Annotated in this window: 23 protein-coding genes; 16 read left to right on the plus strand and 7 right to left on the minus strand. The window is 60.9% G+C overall.

From position 1 onward, the window contains the following. Nucleotides 1-723: 723 nt before the first annotated feature. From AB4Z20_RS24395 to aroC, 4 genes are all read right to left on the minus strand, one after another. Nucleotides 724-849 carry a hypothetical protein gene (locus AB4Z20_RS24395; protein WP_256211722.1) on the minus strand — a complete coding sequence of 42 codons (126 nt, stop codon included), beginning with the start codon at nucleotides 847-849 and terminating at the stop codon, nucleotides 724-726. Between the two features lie 145 nt (nucleotides 850-994). After that, complete coding sequence (locus AB4Z20_RS24400) at nucleotides 995-1,528, minus strand: acireductone dioxygenase (protein WP_442090719.1); 534 nt, start codon at nucleotides 1,526-1,528, stop codon at nucleotides 995-997. A gap of 34 nt (nucleotides 1,529-1,562) precedes the next feature. Beyond that, complete coding sequence (locus tag AB4Z20_RS24405) at nucleotides 1,563-2,708, minus strand: MFS transporter (protein ID WP_214509633.1); 1,146 nt, start codon at nucleotides 2,706-2,708, stop codon at nucleotides 1,563-1,565. Nucleotides 2,709-2,742: 34 nt separating this feature from the next. Continuing rightward, the gene (gene aroC / locus AB4Z20_RS24410; protein WP_003204486.1) at nucleotides 2,743-3,834 is read right to left on the minus strand and encodes a chorismate synthase; all 1,092 of its coding nucleotides are present in this window, start codon (nucleotides 3,832-3,834) and stop codon (nucleotides 2,743-2,745) included. A gap of 142 nt (nucleotides 3,835-3,976) precedes the next feature. On the opposite strand from aroC, the gene AB4Z20_RS24415 reads away from it, so the two are divergent. Both AB4Z20_RS24415 and AB4Z20_RS24420 read left to right on the plus strand, forming a co-directional pair. Then, the gene (locus AB4Z20_RS24415; RefSeq protein ID WP_442090721.1) at nucleotides 3,977-4,942 is read left to right on the plus strand and encodes an alpha/beta hydrolase; all 966 of its coding nucleotides are present in this window, start codon (nucleotides 3,977-3,979) and stop codon (nucleotides 4,940-4,942) included. 106 nt (nucleotides 4,943-5,048) lie between these two features. Continuing rightward, nucleotides 5,049-5,837: a hypothetical protein gene (locus AB4Z20_RS24420; protein WP_253477069.1), complete on the plus strand. Its 789-nt coding sequence runs from the start codon at nucleotides 5,049-5,051 to the stop codon at nucleotides 5,835-5,837. 222 nt (nucleotides 5,838-6,059) lie between these two features. Here the strand turns inward: AB4Z20_RS24420 and prmB are convergent, their stop codons facing one another. Then, a complete protein-coding gene (prmB, locus tag AB4Z20_RS24425; RefSeq protein ID WP_442090723.1) occupies nucleotides 6,060-6,968 on the minus strand; it encodes a 50S ribosomal protein L3 N(5)-glutamine methyltransferase in 909 nt (302 codons plus the stop codon). Nucleotides 6,969-7,222: 254 nt separating this feature from the next. Between prmB and AB4Z20_RS24430 the strand changes: the two genes are divergently transcribed. The 5 genes from AB4Z20_RS24430 (at nucleotide 7,223) to AB4Z20_RS24450 (ending at nucleotide 9,994) form a co-directional block, all read left to right on the plus strand. Beyond that, the gene (locus tag AB4Z20_RS24430; protein ID WP_253477075.1) at nucleotides 7,223-7,813 is read left to right on the plus strand and encodes a cysteine hydrolase family protein; all 591 of its coding nucleotides are present in this window, start codon (nucleotides 7,223-7,225) and stop codon (nucleotides 7,811-7,813) included. A gap of 130 nt (nucleotides 7,814-7,943) precedes the next feature. Next, nucleotides 7,944-8,264, plus strand: a complete 321-nt coding sequence (locus AB4Z20_RS24435) for a hypothetical protein (RefSeq protein WP_258689085.1) — start codon at nucleotides 7,944-7,946, stop codon at nucleotides 8,262-8,264. 73 nt (nucleotides 8,265-8,337) lie between these two features. Then, the gene (locus AB4Z20_RS24440) at nucleotides 8,338-8,895 is read left to right on the plus strand and encodes a Smr/MutS family protein (protein ID WP_003204497.1); all 558 of its coding nucleotides are present in this window, start codon (nucleotides 8,338-8,340) and stop codon (nucleotides 8,893-8,895) included. A 77-nt stretch (nucleotides 8,896-8,972) separates the two neighbouring features. After that, complete coding sequence (folE, locus tag AB4Z20_RS24445; RefSeq protein WP_003204506.1) at nucleotides 8,973-9,518, plus strand: GTP cyclohydrolase I FolE; 546 nt, start codon at nucleotides 8,973-8,975, stop codon at nucleotides 9,516-9,518. 104 nt (nucleotides 9,519-9,622) lie between these two features. Next, nucleotides 9,623-9,994, plus strand: a complete 372-nt coding sequence (locus tag AB4Z20_RS24450) for a glutathione S-transferase N-terminal domain-containing protein (RefSeq protein WP_253478629.1) — start codon at nucleotides 9,623-9,625, stop codon at nucleotides 9,992-9,994. 143 nt (nucleotides 9,995-10,137) lie between these two features. Here AB4Z20_RS24450 and AB4Z20_RS24455 read toward each other — a convergent pair whose 3' ends face one another. After that, complete coding sequence (locus AB4Z20_RS24455; RefSeq protein ID WP_258689086.1) at nucleotides 10,138-11,304, minus strand: aminotransferase-like domain-containing protein; 1,167 nt, start codon at nucleotides 11,302-11,304, stop codon at nucleotides 10,138-10,140. An 82-nt stretch (nucleotides 11,305-11,386) separates the two neighbouring features. Between AB4Z20_RS24455 and AB4Z20_RS24460 the strand changes: the two genes are divergently transcribed. The 3 genes from AB4Z20_RS24460 (at nucleotide 11,387) to AB4Z20_RS24470 (ending at nucleotide 14,184) form a co-directional block, all read left to right on the plus strand. Further along, on the plus strand, nucleotides 11,387-11,824 hold the full coding sequence (locus tag AB4Z20_RS24460) for a MarR family winged helix-turn-helix transcriptional regulator (RefSeq protein ID WP_442090726.1): 438 nt from the start codon (nucleotides 11,387-11,389) through the stop codon (nucleotides 11,822-11,824). A gap of 321 nt (nucleotides 11,825-12,145) precedes the next feature. Beyond that, the gene (locus AB4Z20_RS24465; RefSeq protein ID WP_003204513.1) at nucleotides 12,146-13,495 is read left to right on the plus strand and encodes an NCS2 family permease; all 1,350 of its coding nucleotides are present in this window, start codon (nucleotides 12,146-12,148) and stop codon (nucleotides 13,493-13,495) included. 62 nt (nucleotides 13,496-13,557) lie between these two features. Next, nucleotides 13,558-14,184, plus strand: a complete 627-nt coding sequence (locus AB4Z20_RS24470; RefSeq protein WP_214509626.1) for a LysE family translocator — start codon at nucleotides 13,558-13,560, stop codon at nucleotides 14,182-14,184. A gap of 208 nt (nucleotides 14,185-14,392) precedes the next feature. Here AB4Z20_RS24470 and uraH read toward each other — a convergent pair whose 3' ends face one another. Continuing rightward, nucleotides 14,393-14,746 carry a hydroxyisourate hydrolase gene (gene uraH / locus AB4Z20_RS24475; RefSeq protein ID WP_014339674.1) on the minus strand — a complete coding sequence of 118 codons (354 nt, stop codon included), beginning with the start codon at nucleotides 14,744-14,746 and terminating at the stop codon, nucleotides 14,393-14,395. Between the two features lie 413 nt (nucleotides 14,747-15,159). Here uraH and puuE point away from each other — a divergent pair, with 413 nt between their 5' ends. From puuE to AB4Z20_RS24505, 6 genes are all read left to right on the plus strand, one after another. Further along, nucleotides 15,160-16,101 (plus strand): allantoinase PuuE, encoded by a 942-nt coding sequence (gene puuE / locus AB4Z20_RS24480; RefSeq protein ID WP_214509625.1) that lies wholly within the window; start codon nucleotides 15,160-15,162, stop codon nucleotides 16,099-16,101. Continuing rightward, nucleotides 16,098-16,613: a 2-oxo-4-hydroxy-4-carboxy-5-ureidoimidazoline decarboxylase gene (gene uraD, locus AB4Z20_RS24485; RefSeq protein ID WP_442090729.1), complete on the plus strand. Its 516-nt coding sequence runs from the start codon at nucleotides 16,098-16,100 to the stop codon at nucleotides 16,611-16,613. Before puuE ends, uraD begins: the two co-directional genes overlap by 4 nt. 68 nt (nucleotides 16,614-16,681) lie before the next feature. After that, nucleotides 16,682-17,677, plus strand: coding sequence for an allantoicase (gene alc, locus AB4Z20_RS24490; RefSeq protein WP_253477086.1), 996 nt, complete (start codon nucleotides 16,682-16,684; stop codon nucleotides 17,675-17,677). Nucleotides 17,678-17,830: 153 nt separating this feature from the next. Further along, on the plus strand, nucleotides 17,831-18,343 hold the full coding sequence (locus AB4Z20_RS24495; RefSeq protein WP_253477089.1) for an ureidoglycolate lyase: 513 nt from the start codon (nucleotides 17,831-17,833) through the stop codon (nucleotides 18,341-18,343). Between the two features lie 181 nt (nucleotides 18,344-18,524). After that, complete coding sequence (locus tag AB4Z20_RS24500) at nucleotides 18,525-19,826, plus strand: urate hydroxylase PuuD (RefSeq protein WP_253477092.1); 1,302 nt, start codon at nucleotides 18,525-18,527, stop codon at nucleotides 19,824-19,826. Nucleotides 19,827-20,330: 504 nt separating this feature from the next. After that, nucleotides 20,331-21,116 (plus strand): outer membrane protein OmpK, encoded by a 786-nt coding sequence (locus AB4Z20_RS24505; protein ID WP_214509621.1) that lies wholly within the window; start codon nucleotides 20,331-20,333, stop codon nucleotides 21,114-21,116. The last annotated feature ends 198 nt before the right edge of the window (nucleotides 21,117-21,314 follow it).

Raw genomic sequence — 21,314 nt, forward strand, 5'->3', positions numbered from 1 at the left:
GCCCTGCCCTCACTCCGGCATTGCTCCGTGGGCCCGCCGCGAAGGGCCATCCATGGCCCAGCGCGGCTATCCCGGCATCCATGCCGGGATGCCCACTCCACAATGCCTGCGTTCGGCCAGCGTGGTTAACGGGGCGCCCGAGATCAACGTCCACGCCGAGGCGGCCTAACAGCCGACCTGTCTCTCCCGGTCGTACACCCGTTAGATCTGTGGGAGCAAAGCTTGCTCGCGAAAGCGCTGGGTCAGTTTGCGGTGATGTTGGATATGCCGGCCTCTTCGCGAGCAAGCCCGCTCCCACAGGGGATCTTGGATGTTCATGAGTTATGTGTTCACTGCAGCCCATTGTGGGAGCGAGCCTGCTCGCGAAGGCGATGTCACAGTCGATGAAGATGTTGGATGTGCCGGCCTCATCGCGAGCAAGCTCGCTCCCACAGGGGATCTTGGATGTTCATGAGTTATGTGTTCACTGCAGCCCATTGTGGGAGCGAGCCTGCTCGCGAAGGCGATGTCACAGTCGATGAAGATGTTGGATGTGCCGGCCTCATCGCGAGCAAGCTCGCTCCCACAGGTTTTGCGGTGCACATGGATTTTGTATCTGATGAAGATCCAATGTGGGAGCGAGCTTGCTCGCGATAGCAGTAGCTCAGCCACATAAAAATGCCGGACATGCCCCGCTCTTGCTTTGCTTTGGATCTTGATCTTGATCTTGATCTGGGCGCCCCGTTAAACCACGCTGGCCGAACGCAGGCATTGCGCAGTGGGCACCTCGGCATGGATGCCGAGGTAGCCGCGCTGGGCCATGGATGGCCCTTCGCGGCGGCCCACGGAGCAATGCCGAAGTGAGGGCATGCCGAGCCTAGGCGAGGCACCGAGTGGTGGGGCAAAGCGTTTTTGCTTACTTTTGGCGCTCTTCCAAAAGTGAGCCGCCGTAAGGGCGGAACCATAAGCCGCCGTTACCGAAATAACGGATATACACACCCCCTAAGAACGCAGGTCAATCCTCCAAACGAGGAAACCGCCGAGCAATATCATCCCCCGTAACCTCAGCAACCAACCCCTGCAAATCACCAGACAAACGAATCGTAACGAAATGCGGCCGCTCCCCCATGTCAAACCAATGCGGCATACCAGCTGGCACCGTTATCAAGTCGCTCCTTTCACACAGCACCGCATAGACATAATCCCCAACGTGCAGGTTAAACAAGCCACGACCAGCAACGAAAAATCGCACTTCATCCTGGCTATGGCGATACTCATGGAGCTCCCCAGCCTGCTCCGGCTGATCACTGCTGACACTGACGACATCGACTGCCACATAACCCCGCTCAGTCATCAACCCATCGATCCGAGCCTGGTAAGCCGCAATGATGCCCTCCTCACTGGCACCCGGCTGGATTTTCACCGCCGCTTCCCAACGGGCAAAGTGAATACCTTGTTCAGCCAGGGTCGCGGCAATGTCCTCGACGTGGGTCAACACCTTGTTCGGGATGTCAGGGCTCGAAACGTGATAGACGGACAGGCTGCTCATGACAAAGGCTCCAGCAAATTAACGGTTCGAAGGCTCATGGCCGGTCCTCTTGCATACGTGTGGCAATGATAACGGCTGCCGCGAAAGCCGCGAGGCTGGCGAGACTGAACGTCCAACTGGCACCCAAGGTGTTCCAGCTATAGCCGGAATACAACGCGCCCAAGGCCCCGCCCGTGCCGGCCAGCGCCGCATATAGCGCCTGCCCCTGGCCTTGCTGGCGAGGCCCGAAGCTGCGTTGCACAAAATGGATGGCCGCGGCGTGAAAGCTGCCGAAGGTCGCCGCATGCAGCACCTGGGCGAACAACAATACCCAGAGAAACTCGGCCAGCGAGCCCAACAACAACCAACGCAACGCCGCCAGCAGGAAGCTCGCCAGCAGCACCCGGCGCACGGAAAACCGCGTCAGGATCCGGCTCATCAGCAGGAAGACCAAAACTTCCGCCACCACGCCAAGGGCCCAGAGCAGGCCGATCAACCCGCGACTGTAGCCCAGGTGTTCGAGGTGCAAGGTCAGGAAGGTGTAATACGGCCCGTGGCTCACCTGCATCAGGCCCACACAGGTATAGAACGCCAGCACGCCAGGGTTGCGCAGTTGCCGCAGGAAGCCCTCCCCCGCGATGCGCGGCCCCTGCAGTGGCTGGGCGTTGGGCACCCAGAAGCTGGCGAGCACGATGCCGGCCATGATCAACACCAGCGCCACCGGGTAGATATCCAGGCTCAGCCATTCGAACAAGCGGCCGAGCACGACCACGGTGATGATGAAACCGATGGAACCCCACAGGCGGATCTGGCTGTAGCGCGAGGCCTGCCCGCCCAGATGGGCCAGGGTAATGACTTCGAACTGCGGCAACACCGCGTGCCAGAAGAACGCATGCAGCGCCATGACCATCGCCAGCCAGGCGTAGCTTTTATCGATGAAGATCAGCGAGAAGGCCAGCAGCGTGCAGATCGCGCCAAAACGCACGATCGCCAGGCGCCGGCCGGTGTAGTCCCCCAGCCAGCCCCAGATGTTCGGCGCCACGCAGCGCATCAGCATGGGAATCGCCACCAACTCGCCGATGCGCGCCGCATTGAACCCCAGGTGATCGAAATACAGCGCCAGGAACGGCGCCGTCGAACCGAGCAGCGCGAAATAGAACAGATAGAAACTGGAGAGCCGCCAGTACGGCAGTGCCGCCACGGTCGTCAGGCCACGGCGGTCGGCAGGCCAACCATCAAAGCTGCCCCAGCACCGGAGTGCTGACGCGAACGTCGGCGTTCTGGCCGCGATGACGCAGCAGGTGATCCATCAGCACGATCGCCATCATCGCCTCGGCGATGGGCGTGGCACGGATGCCGACGCACGGGTCATGACGGCCCTTGGTGATAACGTCCACCGGGTTGCCATGGATGTCGATGGAGCGGCCCGGCGTGGTGATGCTGGACGTTGGCTTCAAGGCCAGGTGCGCCACGATCGGCTGGCCCGAGGAAATGCCGCCAAGGATGCCGCCGGCATTGTTGCTCAGGAAACCTTGCGGAGTCAGTTCGTCACGGTGCTCGGTGCCGCGCTGGGCGACACAGGCGAAACCGGCGCCGATCTCCACGCCTTTCACCGCGTTGATGCTCATCAGCGCGTGGGCCAGCTCGGCGTCGAGGCGGTCGAAGATCGGCTCGCCAAGGCCCGGCATCACCCCTTCGGCGACCACGGTGATCTTCGCACCGACCGAATCCTGGTCCCGGCGCAGTTGATCCATGTAGGCCTCGAGTTCCGGCACCTTGTCCGGGTCGGGGCAGAAAAAGGCGTTCTGCTCCACCGAGTCCCAGGTCTTGAACGGGATTTCGATGGGGCCCAACTGGCTCATGTAGCCACGGATGACGATGCCCTGGCTGGCCAGGTATTTCTTGGCGATCGCCCCGGCCGCCACGCGCATGGCGGTTTCCCGCGCCGAGCTGCGACCGCCGCCACGGTAGTCGCGCTCACCGTATTTGTGGTGGTAGGTGTAGTCGGCGTGGGCCGGGCGGAACAGGTCCTTGATGGCCGAATAGTCCTTGGACTTCTGGTCGGTGTTGCGAATCAACAGGCCGATGGCGCAGCCGGTGGTGCGCCCTTCGAACACGCCGGAGAGGATTTCGACTTCATCGGCTTCCTGGCGCTGGGTGGTGTGGCGGCTGGTGCCGGGCTTGCGGCGGTCCAGGTCACGTTGCAGGTCGTCCAGGGAAATCTCCAGGCCCGGCGGGCAGCCGTCGACAATGGCGACCAACGCCGGGCCATGGCTTTCGCCCGCGGTGGTGACAGTGAACAGCTTGCCGTAGGTATTGCCGGACATGCAGGGTGCTCCGTGAAATCGCTGAGAGACTCAACCTTGGATTCGTAATGCGCGCCAGTATACGCAGGCTCCCCGCGTAGTTCATCCTCGAACCTTATCGGCGACCACCAGTCCAACCGGCACCTTCGCAACTAATGGCGTGATGATGTTAAAGCTGCTTGCCTTAAGCCTTACTTTGTTCACCGGCCTGTTTTGCGGCCTGGCCCAGGCCACGGTGCTGCAACGCCCGATCAGCCTCGACACGGGCAATGGTGAGCTTTTCGGCTCGTTGTTGCTGCCCAAGTCCGACACGCCGGTGCCGGTTGTCCTGATCATTTCCGGGTCAGGTCCTACGGATCGCGACGGCAACAACCCCGAGGGCGGGCGCAACGACAGCCTCAAGCGCCTGGCCTGGGTCCTGGCCAGGCACAACATTGCCAGCGTGCGTTATGACAAGCGCGGCGTAGCGGCCAGCCTCGCGGCGACACCGGACGAACGCAACCTGAGCGTCGAGGCCTATGTGGCCGATGCCGTGGCCTGGAGCCACAAGCTCGCCGCCGATTCGCGACTGGGCCCGTTGATCCTGCTGGGTCACAGTGAAGGCGCGTTGATCGCCAGCCTCGCCGCGCCCCAGGCCAACGCGGCGGCGGTGATTTCGTTGTCTGGCAGTGCCCGGCCGATCGACCAGGTGCTGCGTCAACAACTGAGCAACCGCCTGCCACCGCCGCTGATGTTGCGCAGCAACGAGTTGCTCGACAGTCTCAAGGCCGGTCGGCTCGACGATAACGTGCCGGCGCAACTGCAGGTCATTTTCCGCCCCAGCGTACAGCCCTACCTGATCTCGTTGTTCCGCCAGGACCCGGCCCGGGCCTTCGCAGCATTGAAAGTGCCAGCCTTGATCATCCAGGGCAGCAACGATATCCAGGTCAGCGTCGATGACGCCAGGCAGTTGAAAGCCGCCAAGCCCGACGCTGAATTGGCGCTGATCGAGGGCATGAACCACGTGATGCGTATCGTGCCCAACGACGTGAAACGGCAACTGGCGTCCTACAAGGATCCCAATCTGCCCCTGGCGGCCGAGCTCGGTGCGCGAGTTCTGCGTTTTATTGACTCGTTAGCCGCGCGTTAGGCGGTTTTAGTCGATTTAGCTTCAGGACTGGCAAAAACGGCCGATAGCCCGGTGTCGGGCAGCGCTATGGCTGCCGACCAGCCGGCCTGGACAGGATTTTGCCGTTATGACTGAAACTCAAGCTTCCCCCGACACCGCCGCCGAAGCCCCCGCCTCGCCTGCGGTAGAGCTGCCGTGGGCCGACGTGCATACCGAGCATCACAAAATGCTCCGGCTGGCGCCGCTCAAGACCGACCGCGCCACCGGTGCGCGGCCATTGCGGTTTGTCGAGTTCAGCTATGCCGAGCGCCACAGCAAGGAACGCAGCCTGCTGCGCATGAGCATCCTGTTGCCGAACCAGCGCGTGCGCAAGGAACAGAATCACTTGGACGTCTGGGCCGACCACGTCGAGAAACGCTTGTTTTTTTCCCCGGACAACCTGCAAGTCGAGCCGTCCAACCGAGGCATCGGCCGTTTCCTGGCGGCCCAGGGTATTACCTGGGCCAAGAAACGCTGGTCGGCCTACCAGGTGCACGGCACCGACCTGGATAACAAGGACGCCCTGAACGAAGACACTCGCCTGCGCCGCGACCGCTTTCTCAAGGCCCAGGGTTTCGAGGTGGTCTACGCCGACGCCCAGCACCTCAAGGGCAGCGTCAAGCCAACCCACGTTGGCGACCTGCTCGGGGACTGGAACACCGAGAAGCTGCAGTTCGTGGAAATCCTTGAAGCGGCGCAGATGCTGCAACAGGCCGAGCAGAACCTGGCGGAACAGGAAGTCAAACTCAAGCAGCAGGACGAAAAGGTCACCAAGTTCAAGCGCGAAGACGCCGGCCTGCGCTTCACCATCACCTGCCTGGTGGCCTTCGCCATGTTCCAGGCGGGATTGCTGATCTGGATTGCGACACGGCACTAAGCCCGACAGCGCCTGAATAACCCTGTGGGAGCGAGCTTGCTCGCGATAGCGCTGTAGGAGCTGGCGAAGCCTGCGATCTTTTGACCTTGATTTTGATCTTGATCTTTCACTTGAGACTCAAGTGTTAAGGGAAAGATCGCAGCCTCGTTTCACTCGACAGCTCCTACATAGCTCCTACATAGCTCCTACAGGCCCAGCGGGAGCAAGCTCCCTAGCCACAGATCAAACCCGCGAAGCAAACAATCCCTGGTGCTCGCGGCACTGTTCGGCGCTGAGCATGAACACTCCATGGCCACCGCGTTCGAAGTCGAGCCAGGCGAAATCGACTTCCGGGTACAACGCCTCGACGTGCACCTGGCTGTTGCCCACCTCGACAATCAACAATCCCTTCTCGGTCAGATGATCGGCCGCCTCGGCCAGCATTCGGCGCACCAGGTTCAAGCCGTCATCGCCACAGGCCAGGCCCAGCTCCGGCTCATGCTGGTATTCCTGCGGCATGTCGGCGAAATCTTCCGCATCGACGTAGGGCGGGTTCGACACGATCAAGTCGAAACGTTGCCCCGGCAGACCGTCGAAGCCATCGCCCTGGACCGTGAACACGCGCTCGTCGACGCCATGGCGCTCGATGTTCTGGTTGGCTACTTCCAGCGCTTCGAACGACAGGTCGGCCAGCACCACCTCGGCCTCCGGGAACTCATAGGCGCAGGCAATGCCAATGCAGCCGGAACCGGTGCACAGATCAAGAATTCGTGCCGGTTCCTGGCCCAGCCACGGCTCGAAATGCTTTTCGATCAACTCGCCGATGGGTGAGCGCGGAATGAGCACGCGCTCGTCGACGATGAAAGACATCCCGCAGAACCAGGCCTCACCTAACAGGTAGGCTGTCGGGATGCGCTCGGCAATACGCCGACGCAGCAGACGCTGCACATGGACCAACTCTTCGTCTTCAAGACGGCAGTCCAGGTAGCTGTCGGCAATTTCCCATGGCAGGTGCAAAGCGCCCAACACCAGTTGCCGGGCTTCGTCCCACGCATTGTCGGTGCCATGACCGAAAAACAGATCCTCCCCATGGAAACGGCTGACGGCCCAACGGATATGGTCGCGCAGGGTACGGAGACGGGAAGTGATCACGGCGGCAAACTCCAGAAAAATCGACGGGCGAGTCTACCAGCCAAACGCGGCCCCACCCAAACACGCCCCGATGACGAACGAAAAACCCCGGACCAATCGTAGGAATTATCCGTTTTTTGATCCGCCTATTGAACAAGACGAGCATCTTGACAAGGCTGTAGGCCAGCAACGGCGGCCCTTGCGATGGAAGCGATTCACAGAACCGCTCAGCCAGAGGAGAATGTCGCAAAAGCCCCACTCGAAGGAGCCCCAGAATGTCCGTTCCAAAAACGATGTTTCAACTCAGCGGCCGTGGTTATGCAGCGGCCAACCTGAGTCAAGCGACCCTGATCATCATCGATGCCCAGAAAGAATACCTCGCCGGCCCCCTGGCCCTGAGCGGCATGGATGCAGCCGTCGCGAACATCAAGCAATTGCTCGGTGCGGCCCGTGCAGCCGGTCGGCCGATCGTGCATGTGCGCCACCTGGGCACCCATGGCGGGCTGTTCGATCCACAAGGCGAGCGCGGGGAGTTCATTCCCGGCCTCGAACCCCAGGCCGACGAAACCGTGATCGAAAAGCTGCTGCCCAGCGCGTTCCACGGCACCGAGTTGAAAAAGCGCCTGGAAGACTTCGGCCCCCTGGACCTGATCGTGTGCGGGTTCATGAGCCACTCCAGCGTCAGCACCACCGTGCGTGCCGCCAAGAACCTGGGCTTTCGCTGTACCCTGGTGGAAGATGCCTGTGCCACGCGCGACCTGCCGTACAAGGGCGGCGTCCTCAGTGCCGAACACGTTCAGCAGACCGAAATGGCGATCATGGCGGACAACTTCGCCACCCTGGCGTTGACCCGCGACTTCACCTGATGTCCTTCGATGAGCGGCCCACTGCGCCGCTCATCCGCAAAAGCCTCTCATTTGCCGCAATTACCGGAGTATCAGGAACAACCCGAACATCTTCCGGTCGAAGGGCCGATACCCATTGAGGAAGGTCGGAATGAAGTTATCCGATGGTTTTGACGCACGTCGCTTGCGGCCCAAGGGCCCGAGCAACTGGCGGTTTCGTTTTGGCGCGGCGATCGCCGCGCTATTGGCAACACTCGGGGTACTGCTGGCCATGGCCGGTGCCGCCAGCCTGCTGGGCCGCCCGCCCGCACTGGGCGAGTTGAATGCCACCCCAATGGGTTCGGCGATCATCCTGGCAGTCGGTCTTTTCGTGTTGTTGCTGGGCGTCTGGCTCTGGCGCCGCTGCCGCCGTCGCGCCCGCCAATCCCTGGAGCTGGCCATGGCTCCGCACCTGATGAGAAAGCACGACTGACCCGCCATCCGACGTTTTGTCGCGCCTGATCCCGCCAGAGTTGGGTAAACTGGCCGGCTTCGCGGAGGCTGACATGCAAGACGATGACTTTTCCCTGTTCAAAAGTGCGATTCAGGGCGTAAAACCGATCAAGCACGACCGTGCCGAGACCGGCAAGCCCAAGGCCGATCGCGCGCAAATCGCCAAGCTGCGCCAGGCCGCCACCGTGCGTACCGACGCCACGACCGTGGATGGCTTGTCCGATCAGTTCGTGATCGACGTCGGGCCGGAAGACGAGTTGATGTGGGCACGCGACGGTGTCCAGGAAAGCCAGATGCGCAAGCTGAAGGTCGGCCAGATCCCCTTCGAGGGCAGCCTCGACCTGCACGGCATGAGCGTTGAAAAAGCCCGGGAAACCCTTTGGGCATTCCTGGCCGAAGCCACCAAGTTCGAAATCCGCTGCGTGCGCGTCACCCATGGCAAAGCCGTGCGCCTGGACGGCAAGCGGCCGATGATCAAGAGCCACGTCAACACCTGGCTGCGCCAGCACCCGCAAGTGCTGGGCTTCACCTCCTGCCAGGCAAAACACGGCGGCGCCGGGGCGGTCTACGTGATGCTCAAGCGCACCATGATGGAAGGTCGCGACGAATAGCCCTCGATTGCCGAGCTTGCAGCGCCGTGTCCGCCACCGTACCCTTGCCCTTTGCGTAAAATCCCACAGGTAGTTTCATGTCTCTGGAACAGAATTACACCGCGATTCTCGGCCAACTGGGCGAGGACGTTTCCCGCGAGGGCCTGCTCGACACGCCCAAGCGTGCTGCCAAGGCCATGCAGTACCTCTGCCGCGGTTATGAACAGACCCTGGAAGAAGTCACCAACGGTGCCTTGTTCAGCTCCGACAACAGCGAGATGGTGCTGGTCAAGGACATCGAGTTGTACTCGTTGTGCGAACATCACCTGCTGCCTTTCATCGGCAAGGCTCACGTGGCCTACATCCCGAGCGGCAAGGTGCTGGGGCTGTCGAAAGTCGCGCGCATCGTCGACATGTACGCGCGTCGCCTGCAGATCCAGGAAAACCTCAGCCGCCAGATCGCCGATGCGGTCCAGCAAGTGACTGGCGCCCTGGGCGTGGCGGTGGTGATCGAGGCCAAGCACATGTGCATGATGATGCGTGGCGTGGAAAAGCAGAATTCCTCGATGATCACCTCGGTGATGCTCGGTGAGTTCCGGGAAAACGCCGCCACTCGCAGCGAATTCCTCAGCCTCATCAAGTAATCCGCCGCATGAAGAAAACCGGCATTGATCGCCGGTTTTTTTTCGCCTGTGAAAAATCAGGTAAGCTGCGCGCCCTCTTCTTCCCTGCCGCGAGGCTTAATACCGTGATCGTCAAAGCGCTTCGGGTTGGCTTGGGCCAGCTCATCATCTTCATCGACTTCATCACCCGCCCGGGCAAGCAAAAGCGCCCGGCCGAGGCCCAGGCGCAGGTCGAGCAGGCCGCTCGCAGCCTGACGCTGTATCAGTTCCACGCCTGCCCGTTCTGCGTGAAGACCCGCCGCACCCTGCGCCGCCTCAATGTGCCGGTGGCCCTGCGCGATGCGAAAAACAACGAACAGGATCGCCAGGCACTGTTGGAGCAAGGTGGCCGGATCAAAGTGCCGTGCCTGCGGATTGAAGAAAATGGCGAGACCACCTGGATGTATGAGTCCAAGGTGATCATTGATTATCTGGATAAGCGGTTCTCTGCAGCCTGATAGTTTTCTGGTGTGGCGACTGGCCTCATCGCGAGCAAGCTTTGCTCCCACAGGGGGCCTTGGTGAACACTGGATTTGTATTCACCACTGTCCCTGTGGGAGCGAGCCTGCTCGCGATGGCGCCAGCCCAGTCACCGCATAAGTCAGGCTGCTTTTGCAGCCAACGCCTCCCGCACCACCCCCGCCAACCGCTTGAGCCCTTCATCCAACCGCGCCGGGTCGATGTGGCTGAAGTTCAAGCGCAAGTGCCCCGGGTGCTGGTCCGGTTCAGGAAAGAACGGCTCCCCTGGCATGAACGCAACGTCGGCCGCCAGCGCAGCGGGGAGCAAGGTGCGGGTGTCCAGCGGCTGCCTGAGGGTCAGCCAGAAAAACAACCCGCCCTGGGGCACATTCCAGTCCGCGATATCAGAGAAATGCTTTTGCAATGCCGCCTGGAACCGATCGCGACGGTCCCGATAGAAATCCCTCAACTCACTCAAATGGCTGCGGTACTGCTCGGTGCCGATCCATTGCAGCGCCTGCCACTGACCGATGCGATTGGTGTGCAGGTCCGCCGACTGCTTGAGTCGCAGCAGATGCGGGAACAGATCCGGGCTGGCGATCAGGTAGCCCACCCGTAGCCCCGGCAACAGGGTTTTCGACACGGTGCCGGTGTAGATCCAGCTGGCCTTCTTCAAGCGACTGACAATCGGCGTGGCACTGCCGCCATCGAACGTCAGCTCGCGGTAGGGTTCGTCCTCGATCAGGGTCACGCCAAACTCGTCCAACAGCGCCGCCACCGCATCGCGCTTGGCCTCGCTGTAGCGCACCGCCGAGGGGTTCTGGAACGTCGGGATCAGGTAGATGAACGCAGGCCGATGCTGCTCCAGCCGGGCCCGCAACTGTTTCAGGTCCGGGCCGTCGGCCTCCAGGGGCACGGTGATGCAGTCGGCGCCGAACAGCTGGAAAATCTGCAACGCCGCCAGATACGTCGGCGCTTCGAGCATCACTGGCGTGCCGACGTCGATGTGCAGCTTGGCCGCCAGGTCAAGGGTTTGCTGCGAGCCGCTGACCACCAGCACCTGACTCGCCTCACAGGCCACACCCAGCGCCCGCGCCTGGGCCGCCAGGGCTTCGCGCAGGGCGGGTTCGCCTTCGCTCATGCCGTACTGGCCCATGGACAACGGCATAGCCGCCCATTCCACTTTCGGCAGCATGGCTTCGGCCGGCAGGCCGCCGGCGAACGACATCACTTCAGGGCGCTGCGCCGCTGCGAGGATTTCTCGAATCAAAGAACTTTTGAGGCGCGAGACACGTTCGGAAAAAGCCATGGAGGTCACCTGTAGCGGGGCACGGGAGGAATGAGTCAAACTGGTTGACCGAAATTACGCCGACCTCCGTGGATACGTCAATATGCTTGACCTTAAAAATCCGACTTCCCAACAAATGGCCATGGAAGCGTTCTTCTTCGGTTACCAGGCGTTCACCGCCAAGGCCGATGAAATGCTCGAGCGCCGCGGGTTGAGCCGGGTGCACCAGCGCATCGTTTTTTTCATCGCCCGCTACCCATCATTGAGCGTGAAGGAGCTTCTGGCATTGCTCGGGGTAAGCAAGCAGGCGCTGAACATGCCGTTGCGGCAGCTGATGGAAATGCACCTGGTGAACAGCGTCGCGTCCGAGACCGACAAGCGCAAGCGACTACTGGAACTGACAGCCGAGGGCGAACGCTTCGAGCAGGCGTTGCGGCGTGAGCAGGTGAAATTGCTGGAGCGGGTGTTTGCCGAGGCCGGGGAAGCGGCGGTGGATGGGTGGCTGGCGGTGAACCTGGCATTGGGGAAATCCAGTGAGTGAAGGCGTCTGATCCGACGCTATCGCGAGCAAGCTCGCTCCCACAGGGTTCATTCCTGCATTTCACCACAGTCCACTGTGGGAGCGAGCTTGCTCGCGATAGCGCCCTCAAGGGCGATATACCCCTATCGCCCGACATTTCGTCGACAACATAGAAAACATTATTTGCTTTATTTGTATACAAAAGCATAATTCGCTTCGTGCGAGTTCCTGACCATCAGGTCAACATACTTCGCCAGCCTTACCTGCCTCAGCGCATCGCAGCCACCCCCAGGGCGTATGCGGTGCTGGAAATAACAATAAGACTCTTGAGGAGTACTCGCTGTGGAAAGCCGCAAACCCGAAGCCCGGACGCTGGACCTCTCGCCGCCACTACGCAGTGGCTGGCTGGAGCGCATCTTCAAACTCAGCTTGCATGGCACCACGGTGAAGACCGAGCTGATTGCCGGCCTGACGACCTTCATCACCATGGCCTACATCATCTTCGTCAACCCCAACATCATGGCCGACGCCGGCATCGATCACGGCGCCGCATTCGTCGCCACCTGCATCGCCGCGGCCCTGGGCTGCCTGCTGATGGGCCTGTACGCCAACTGGCCGGTGGGCCTGGCGCCAGGCATGGGCCTGAACGCCTTCTTCACCTACACCGTGGTCGGCACCATGGGCTACAACTGGGAGACCGCGTTGGGCGCGGTATTCGTTTCCGGTGTGTTGTTCATGGTCCTGACCCTGTCACGGGTACGGGAGTGGCTGCTCAACAGCATTCCGGTGAGCCTGCGGTTCGCCATGGGCGCGGGGGTCGGGTTGTTCCTCGGGCTGATCGGCCTGAAAACCGCCGGGATCATCGTCGACAGCCCCGCCACCCTGATCAAGCTCGGCTCGTTGCGGGAGCCCGGCCCATTGTTGGCCGCGGTGTGCTTCCTGATGATCGCCGTGCTCAGTTATCACCGCGTGTTCGGCGCGATCCTGATCAGCATCATCGCCGTGACCCTGGCCGGTTGGGGCCTGGGATTGGTGCAGTACAACGGCGTCATGTCGACACCGCCGAGCCTGGCCCCCACCTGGATGGCGATGGACGTGGCCGGTGTGTTCAACGTCAGCATGATCAGCGTGGTGCTGGCCTTCCTGTTCGTGCACATGTTCGACACCGCCGGCACCCTGATGGGCGTTGCCCAGCGCGCCGGCCTGGTGAAAGCCGATGGCAAGATCGAGAACCTGTCCCGCGCCCTGAAAGCCGACAGCGCCTCCAGCGTATTTGGCGCCATGGTCGGCGTGCCGCCGGTGACCAGCTACGTGGAAAGCGCCGCCGGCGTGGCGGCAGGTGGCCGCACGGGGCTTACCGCCGTGACCGTCGGTGTGCTATTTATTGCCGCCATGTTCTTCGCACCGCTGGCCGGGATGATCCCGGCCTACGCCACGGCCGGGGCCTTGATCTACGTTGCCATGCTGATGATGGGCGGCATGGCCCACATCGAATGGGACGAGGCGACTGACAGCATCCCGGCCATTGTCACGGCCATCATGATGCCCCTGACGTTCTCGGTCGCCGACGGTATCGCCCTGGGTTTCATCACCTATGTGGTGCTCAAGGCCGGCACCGGTAAACACAAGGAAATCTCCGTCAGCCTGTGGGTGCTCTGCGCGATCTTCATCGCCAAGTTCATCTTCTTGTAAGCGACAACATATCCACCCGCCTCACCCAATGGGTGAGGCTTTTGTACATCAGGAGCAAAGCAATGAATCTGGAAACCTGGCTGTTGTTCAGCGGTGCCGCCTTGGTGGTGATCCTCATCCCCGGCCCGTTGTCGTTGTTGATGATCGGCAATAGCCTGAACTACGGCCTGCGCCGCTCGTATCCGGCATTCCTGGGTGGCGTGATCGCTTCGATCTGCTTGCTGAGCGCCTCGGCGCTGGGGCTCGGTGCGTTGTTGATGGCCTCGGAGCAGCTGTTCAGTGCCCTGAAGATTGTCGGGGCCCTGTACCTGTTTTACCTGGCCTGGCAGAGCTGGCAGCAATCACGCCAACCGTCCCAAGGCGCCGATGTGCCCCAGGCCGCCGCCGTCCCGCGCTTTCGCGCCCTCTTCGGCCGGGCGTTCGTATTGGGCGCCAGCAACCCGAAGGACATCCTGTTCTTCGCCGCGTTCCTGCCGCAATTCTTGAGCGCCGAACAAGCGTTCCTGCCACAACTGCTGATCATGATCGCCACCTGGACCGTACTCGACCTGCTGTGCAAATTGGCCTACGGCCTTGGTGCCCATGGCGCCGCGCGGTATCTGCGTACGGGTAAGGGCCAGGGCTGGTTCAACCGGGTCAGTGCCGGGTTGTTTGGCGGTGCGGGGGCGGCGTCGTTGTTGAGCCGCTAAAAAAGCAAAAGCAAAAGCATCGCGAGCAAGCTCGCTCCCACAGTTTTTTTGTGAGCGGCAAAATCCAGTGTGGGAGCGAGCCTGCTCGCGATGAGGCTCTCCAAGACGCCACATATCCACGGACGAAAAAAAGCCCGCAGTGTGAGCGGGCGAAAAACCAAAGAAGCGCCATGCGCAGTCGCTTCCAGGACAAGGCAGCCGCTTGGGGTCAGCTGCCTCGATAGGTGGAATAGGCGTAAGGCGAAATCAGCAGGGGCACGTGGTAATGATCCTGTTCGGCCGAAATGCCGAAGCGCAGCACCACCACATCCAGGAACGCCGGCTCGGACAACTGGACACCACGGGCGCGGTAGTAATCGCCGGCATGGAATTGAATCTGATAGACGCCCGAACGGTAGTCATCCCCTTGCAGCAGCGGCGCGTCGCAGCGACCGTCGCTGTTGGTCAGCGCACTGGCGACCAGCTGCAGTTGCGAACCTTCCACGCGGTACAACTCGACCTTGATCGAGCTGCCCGGGCAGCCGTGTGCAGCATCCAAAACGTGAGTAGTCAAACGTCCCATTGATTGTGCGCGCCTCGCTGCTGTGCAGTCCGGCCCGACGCCTCCTGAATCAGTTGAAAGACAGGCCGCACCGTTTCGGAGCACGAAACGCCACGGCGATGAGAGAATTAAGACACTTTAAAAGAAAATTGTACACAATAAAAAACAGATATTTAGTCCACGCGCGTTCCGACAAAGGTTCCTGCCCAATCTTAAGCCAAACCAACGGATACGCCATTCTTGAAGCCATTAATTGACCAGGTGGGCAGGTTTCTTGCAGTGTAGACAAACCAGGGACAGCGGTGAAAAATGCAAAAAATCAGGCTTACAAATCGCACATAAAGTTGTATACAATCACTCCATCGTCGTGACGCCAGCCTATGATCCATCGCCAGGGCGCCACCCACATGGTTCGAACAAGAAGGAAAACTGCAGTGAGCGCTGACTACCCACGCGACCTGATCGGTTACGGCAGTAACCCTCCCCATCCCCAGTGGCCGGGCAATGCCCGCATCGCCCTGTCCTTCGTGCTCAATTACGAAGAAGGCGGCGAGCGCAACATCCTGCATGGCGACAAGGAATCCGAGGCGTTCCTCTCGGAGATGGTCGCGGCGCAACCGCTGCAGGGCGAGCGCAACATGAGCATGGAATCGCTGTACGAGTATGGCAGCCGCGCCGGGGTCTGGCGGGTCCTCAAGCTGTTCAAGGAATTCGATATCCCGCTGACCATTTTCGCCGTGGCCATGGCCGCCCAGCGCCATCCGGACGTGATCCGCGCCATGGTTGCCGCTGGTCACGAAATCTGCAGCCACGGCTATCGCTGGATCGACTACCAATACATGGATGAGGCCCAGGAGCGCGAGCACATGCTCGAAGCGATCCGCATCCTCACCGAAATCACTGGCGAGCGTCCGCTGGGTTGGTACACCGGTCGCACCGGCCCCAATACCCGCCGGCTGGTCATGGAGGAAGGCGGTTTTCTCTATGACAGCGACACCTACGACGACGACCTGCCCTACTGGGAACCGAACACACCCAACGGCAAGCCGCACCTGGTGATCCCCTACACCCTCGATACCAACGACATGCGCTTCACCCAGGTGCAGGGTTTCAACAAGGGCGACGATTTCTTCCAATACCTCAAGGACGCCTTCGACGTGCTGTATGCCGAAGGCGCCGAAGCCCCCAAGATGCTCTCCATCGGCCTGCACTGCCGCCTGATCGGCCGCCCTGCCCGCCTCGCGTCCCTCAAGCGCTTCCTTGAATATGCCAAGGGTCATGAACAGGTCTGGTTCAGCCGCCGCGTCGACATCGCCCGCCACTGGCAACAGACTCACCCGTGCCCGCAAGCTTCGAAACCAGGAGCTTCGAAATGACGGACTTCCAGACTCTCAAGCCTTCCACCTTGAACCGCGAAGCGTTCGTTAAAGCCTTCGCTGATATCTACGAACATTCGCCATGGGTCGCCGAAAAGGCTTTCGACCTGGGCCAGGACCCGTCGATTGACCAGATCGAAACCCTGCACCAGCGCATGAGCGACATCCTGCTCAGTGCCGATCACGCCAGCCAACTGGCGCTGATCAACGCTCACCCGGACCTGGCAGGCAAAGCCGCCGTCCAGGGCCAGCTGACCGAAGCCAGCACGAACGAACAGGCCGGCGCCGGTATTCACCAATGCTCGAGCGATGAGTTTCAGCGCTTCACCGAGCTGAACGACGCCTACAAGGCCAAGTTCAAGTTTCCCTTCATCATGGCGGTAAAAGGCAGCAACCGGCATCAGATCCTCGCGGCGTTCGAAACGCGCATCCATCACTCGGTAGACACCGAATTCAAATGCGCGCTGGCAGAGATCAACAAGATCGCGTTGTTCCGATTACTGACCCTTTAGCGAGCAGCCCTGCTACCCCAGGTCCTGCAAGCATCCCCAGCCAACTTATTTAAAGGCAGACAAGAAGAATGAAAGCTTACGCCGTACCTTTCGAGAAGTTCGTCAACCTGGCCGACGCCCGCCTCGGCACCAAGATCATTTCGGTCACCGATGACTGGTTCGCCGACGCCAACCGTTTGTTCCAACCGACCCCAGCCGTATGGAAGGAGGGCGTGTTCGATGACAACGGCAAGTGGATGGACGGCTGGGAATCGCGGCGCAAGCGCTTCGAAGGCTACGACAGCGCGGTGATCCGCCTGGGTGTGGCCGGCTCGATCAAAGGCGTGGACATCGACACCTCATTCTTCACCGGTAACTACCCACCGTCGGCCTCCCTGGAAGCCTGCTTCCTGACCGAAGGCGAACCAGACGAAAACACCCAATGGACTGAAGTGCTGTCGGCCGTCGAGTTGCAAGGCAACAGCCACCACTATCACGAAATCAACAACGACCAGGCCTTCAGCCATCTGCGTTTCAACATCTACCCCGATGGCGGCGTGGCCCGGTTGCGGGTCTACGGCATTCCGTACCGCGACTGGTCAGCCGTGGGTGACAACGAACAGATCGACCTGGCCGCAGCCCTCAATGGTGGCCGTGCCCTGGCCTGTTCCGACGAACACTTCGGCCGCATGAGCAACATTCTCAACCCGGGTCGTGGCGTCAACATGGGTGATGGCTGGGAAACCGCCCGTCGTCGTACCCCGGGCAATGACTGGGTCATCGTCGCCCTGGGCCATGCCGGCGAAGTCGAGAAAGTCATCGTCGACACCCTGCACTTCAAGGGCAACTACCCCGACAGCTGCTCGATCCAGGGCGCGTTCGTCAAGGGCGGCACCGACAGCCAGATCGAAACCCAATCGCTGTTCTGGCGTGAGCTGTTGCCCAGCCAGAAACTGGAAATGCACGCCGAACACACCTTCGCCGAGCAGATCAAGGCCCTGGGGCCGATTACCCACATTCGCCTGAACGTGTTCCCGGATGGTGGTGTGAGTCGCCTGCGGGTGCTTGGCAAGGTATCGAAGTAAACGACGCACCTGTGGCGAGGGAGCTTGCTCCCGCTGGACTGCGCAGCAGTCCCATTTTTTGAAAAGCGGGGTCGCTTCGCAACCCAGCGGGAGCAAGCTCCCTCGCCACAAAAGCTGAACCACAACACAGAATTTTTGGATAAGAAGACCAGCATGCGCACACTCAAGATCGAACCGTTGACCAAAGAAGCCTTCGCCCCATTCGGTGACGTGATCGAAACCGATGGCAGCGATCACTTCATGATCAACAACGGTTCGACCATGCGCTTCCATCGCCTGGCGACGGTGGAAACCGCCACGCCGGACGACAAGGCGATCATCAGCATTTTCCGCGCCGACGCGCTGGACATGCCGCTGACCGTACGCATGCTGGAGCGCCATCCGCTGGGCAGCCAGGCGTTCATTCCGCTGCTCGGCAACCCCTTTCTGATCGTGGTCGCGCCACTTGGCGATGCACCTGTATCAGGTTTGGTCCGCGCCTTCGTCACCAACGGCAGGCAGGGCATTAATTACCATCGCGGCGTCTGGCACCACCCGGTGCTGACGATCGAAAAGCGGGATGACTTCCTGGTGGTTGATCGCAGTGGCACAGGCAATAACTGCGATGAGCATTTTTTCAAAGAGGATGAGTATTTGATCCTCGCCCCCCACCAGCGGACGGAGTGAAAACTACTGCGCTCGGCAATACTGCGTTGAAAACTGACTCGAAATGCTCATTGACTAAAGTCAACTCCGCTTTCTCGCCAGTTTTCGCCTTGTCTTGCCTTCGCTCGCTACGTTTTCACACCGTCCCCAAGAGAAGGTCCGATCACGCGAAAACAAGCGTGACGGGCGAGAGGTAAAGACTGTGGAAGCACATATGCTGGAATGGCTGAACCTGAGCGTACGCTGGGTTCACATGATCACTGGCGTGGCCTGGATCGGCGCGTCGTTCTACTTCGTCTGGCTGGAAAACAACCTCAATCGCGTCAACCCCAGGAGCGGCCTGGCCGGTGACCTGTGGGCCATCCACGGTGGCGGTATCTACCACCTGGAAAAATACAAACTCGCGCCACCGTCCATGCCGGACAACCTGCACTGGTTCAAGTGGGAAGCCTACTTCACCTGGATGTCGGGCATCGCGCTGTTGTGCGTGGTGTTCTATTGGAACCCGACCGTCTACCTGCTGGCTCCCGGCAGCAGCCTGAGCGGCCCCGAAGGCGTCGCCCTGGGCCTCGGTTCGTTGCTCGTCGGCTGGTTCGTCTATTCCTTCCTCTGCGACTCGGCCCTGGGCAAGCGCCCTGCCCTGCTCGGCGTGATCCTGTTCGTGCTGTTGATCGCCGCGGCCTACGGGTTCAGCAAGGTGTTCAGCGGTCGCGGTGCCTACCTGCACGTCGGGGCAGTCATCGGGACGATCATGGTCGGCAACGTGTTCCGCATCATCATGCCGGCCCAGCGTGCGCTGGTGGCGGCCATCGCCGAGAACCGCACGCCCGATCCTGCACTGCCGGCCAAGGGTTTGTTGCGTTCGCGCCACAACAACTACTTCACCCTGCCAGTGCTGTTCATCATGATCAGCAACCATTTCCCGAGCACCTACGGCAGCCAGTACAACTGGCTGATCCTGGCCGGGATCGCCGTGGCGGCGGTGTTGGTGCGCCATTACTTCAACACCCGCCATGACAGCAACCGGTTTGCCTGGACGCTGCCGGTCGGTGCCCTGGCGATGATCTGCCTGGCTTACGTTACCGGTCCCAAGCCCATCTCCAGCGCACCCGACGTGGCCAAGGCACCCGCCGCCATCGAGTACCAACCGCTACCGGAAACGGCGGTGGGTGGTGGCGCGAAACCGGCGACAGCCCCCGCCGCACCGACAGCGGCGCCCACCCAGGCCGCCAACGCCCAGGGCCCGTCGTTCGAAAAGGTCCATAGCGTGATCCAGGAACGCTGCTCGGTCTGCCATTCGGCCAAGCCCACCAGCCCGCTGTTCAGCGCCGCGCCGGGTGGAGTGATGTTCGATACGCCAGAGCAGATCCAGCAACAGGCCGCGCGCATCCAGGCCCAGGCCGTGACCAACCAGATCATGCCCTTGGGCAACATCACCCAGATGACCCAGCAGGAACGCGATCTGATCGGCGCGTGGATCAACCAGGGCGCGCGGACCAACTGAGCCTCGCGCGCCAATAACGTCACACGTCATACCGCTGACAGGCCGGCCGGCACACCACCGGTCGCCCGTCAGCGACTGCCTGCGCCTCAACAATAAAAACAAGAGCAAAGCACCTGATGATCCAGTCCCGCCAGTACGCCCCAAATTCGCCACGGATGCGCCGTTGCAGGGCACTTGAGCCCCTTAAGGCAAGCCCGTATCCTGCGCGGCCGTTCGAAACCGGCCGACACAAAAACCCCCTCCGATCCTGACCGGCCCGCCAACTTATCCAGGCGCCGGCGGATAGAATAAGCGCCCTTCTGAACACACCTTTTTCGACTGTTCCAAACAGCTGGATGAGTCTTTTCCGGGTTTGCCCCGGCCTTGGCTCAGCTCTTGCTATCAGCATTTGCCACGCGCAAAAAGCTGACCGAACGGATGTTTTTTTATCCGAGGAAAAAGGCGCCACACCAGAGCGCTGACCTGAAAAAAAAGCGGTACCACTTACCTTTGGGAGCAAACCGAATGAAACGTACGTGCACCAGCCTGATACTCGCAGGAGCCTTGTTGGCCGGGGGCCAAGCGATGGCCGACGACCTGTTCCAGTGGCAGAACAACAGCCTGACCTACCTGTATGGCAAGGATTTCCAGGTCAACCCGCGCATCCAGCAGACCGTGACCTTCGAACACGCCGACGCCTGGAAATACGGGGACAACTTCTTCTTCCTCGATCGGATCTTCTACAACGGCCAGGACGACAGCCAGTCCGGCCCGAACACCTACTACGGCGAGTTCAGCCCACGCCTGTCGTTCGGCAAGATCTTCGACCAGAAGCTGGAACTGGGCCCGATCAAGGACGTGCTGCTGGCCATGACGTATGAATTCGGCGAAGGCGACAACGAGTCCTACCTGATCGGCCCGGGTTTCGACCTGGCGATTCCCGGCTTCGACTACTTCCAGCTGAACTTCTACAACCGCCAGACCGAAGGTCCACGCGCCGGCGACAACGTCTGGCAGATCACCCCGACCTGGGCCTACACCATCCCCATGGGCTCATCCGACCTCCTGATCGACGGTTTCATCGACTGGGTGGTGGACAACGACACCAACTCCAAGGGCACCTACCACGCCAACCTGCACATCAACCCGCAGATCAAATATGACCTGGGCAAGGCGTTGAAGCTCGGTGCCAAGCAGTTGTATGTGGGCGTGGAGTATGACTACTGGAAGAACAAGTACGGGATCGAAGACAGCGACGGGTTCAAGACCAACCAGAGCAATACCAGCTTCTTGCTGAAGTACCATTTCTGATCCTGGGATCTACATCCGCAGCAATACCCTGTGGGAGCGAGCTTGCTCGCGATAGCGGTGGGTCAGCCTGAGTCGATGCTGAATGTGCCGCCGTCATCGCGAGCAGGCTCGCTCCCACATTGGTTGTGTGTTGGGCTCAGTTTAAGCGTCCACCGCAAACCCCTTGTGGGAGCGAGCTTGCTCGCGATAGCGGTGGAC

The sequence above is a fragment of the Pseudomonas sp. KB_12 genome (genome assembly GCF_052114545.1).
GTDB lineage: Bacteria > Pseudomonadota > Gammaproteobacteria > Pseudomonadales > Pseudomonadaceae > Aquipseudomonas > Aquipseudomonas brassicacearum.

Coding starts and splice junctions, on each gene's coding strand:
- AB4Z20_RS24455 (WP_258689086.1), bottom strand. CDS start 11,304: ATGGCTTTTTCCGAACGTGTCTCGCGCCTCAAAAGTTCTTTGATTCGA.
- AB4Z20_RS24430 (WP_253477075.1), top strand. CDS start 7,223: ATGTCCGTTCCAAAAACGATGTTTCAACTCAGCGGCCGTGGTTATGCA.
- AB4Z20_RS24400 (WP_442090719.1), bottom strand. CDS start 1,528: ATGAGCAGCCTGTCCGTCTATCACGTTTCGAGCCCTGACATCCCGAAC.
- uraH (WP_014339674.1), bottom strand. CDS start 14,746: ATGGGACGTTTGACTACTCACGTTTTGGATGCTGCACACGGCTGCCCG.
- AB4Z20_RS24470 (WP_214509626.1), top strand. CDS start 13,558: ATGAATCTGGAAACCTGGCTGTTGTTCAGCGGTGCCGCCTTGGTGGTG.
- AB4Z20_RS24420 (WP_253477069.1), top strand. CDS start 5,049: ATGACTGAAACTCAAGCTTCCCCCGACACCGCCGCCGAAGCCCCCGCC.
- AB4Z20_RS24460 (WP_442090726.1), top strand. CDS start 11,387: ATGCTTGACCTTAAAAATCCGACTTCCCAACAAATGGCCATGGAAGCG.
- AB4Z20_RS24395 (WP_256211722.1), bottom strand. CDS start 849: ATGCCCTCACTTCGGCATTGCTCCGTGGGCCGCCGCGAAGGGCCATCC.
- alc (WP_253477086.1), top strand. CDS start 16,682: ATGAAAGCTTACGCCGTACCTTTCGAGAAGTTCGTCAACCTGGCCGAC.
- uraD (WP_442090729.1), top strand. CDS start 16,098: ATGACGGACTTCCAGACTCTCAAGCCTTCCACCTTGAACCGCGAAGCG.
- AB4Z20_RS24440 (WP_003204497.1), top strand. CDS start 8,338: ATGCAAGACGATGACTTTTCCCTGTTCAAAAGTGCGATTCAGGGCGTA.
- AB4Z20_RS24435 (WP_258689085.1), top strand. CDS start 7,944: ATGAAGTTATCCGATGGTTTTGACGCACGTCGCTTGCGGCCCAAGGGC.
- aroC (WP_003204486.1), bottom strand. CDS start 3,834: ATGTCCGGCAATACCTACGGCAAGCTGTTCACTGTCACCACCGCGGGC.
- AB4Z20_RS24415 (WP_442090721.1), top strand. CDS start 3,977: ATGATGTTAAAGCTGCTTGCCTTAAGCCTTACTTTGTTCACCGGCCTG.
- AB4Z20_RS24505 (WP_214509621.1), top strand. CDS start 20,331: ATGAAACGTACGTGCACCAGCCTGATACTCGCAGGAGCCTTGTTGGCC.
- folE (WP_003204506.1), top strand. CDS start 8,973: ATGTCTCTGGAACAGAATTACACCGCGATTCTCGGCCAACTGGGCGAG.
- AB4Z20_RS24495 (WP_253477089.1), top strand. CDS start 17,831: ATGCGCACACTCAAGATCGAACCGTTGACCAAAGAAGCCTTCGCCCCA.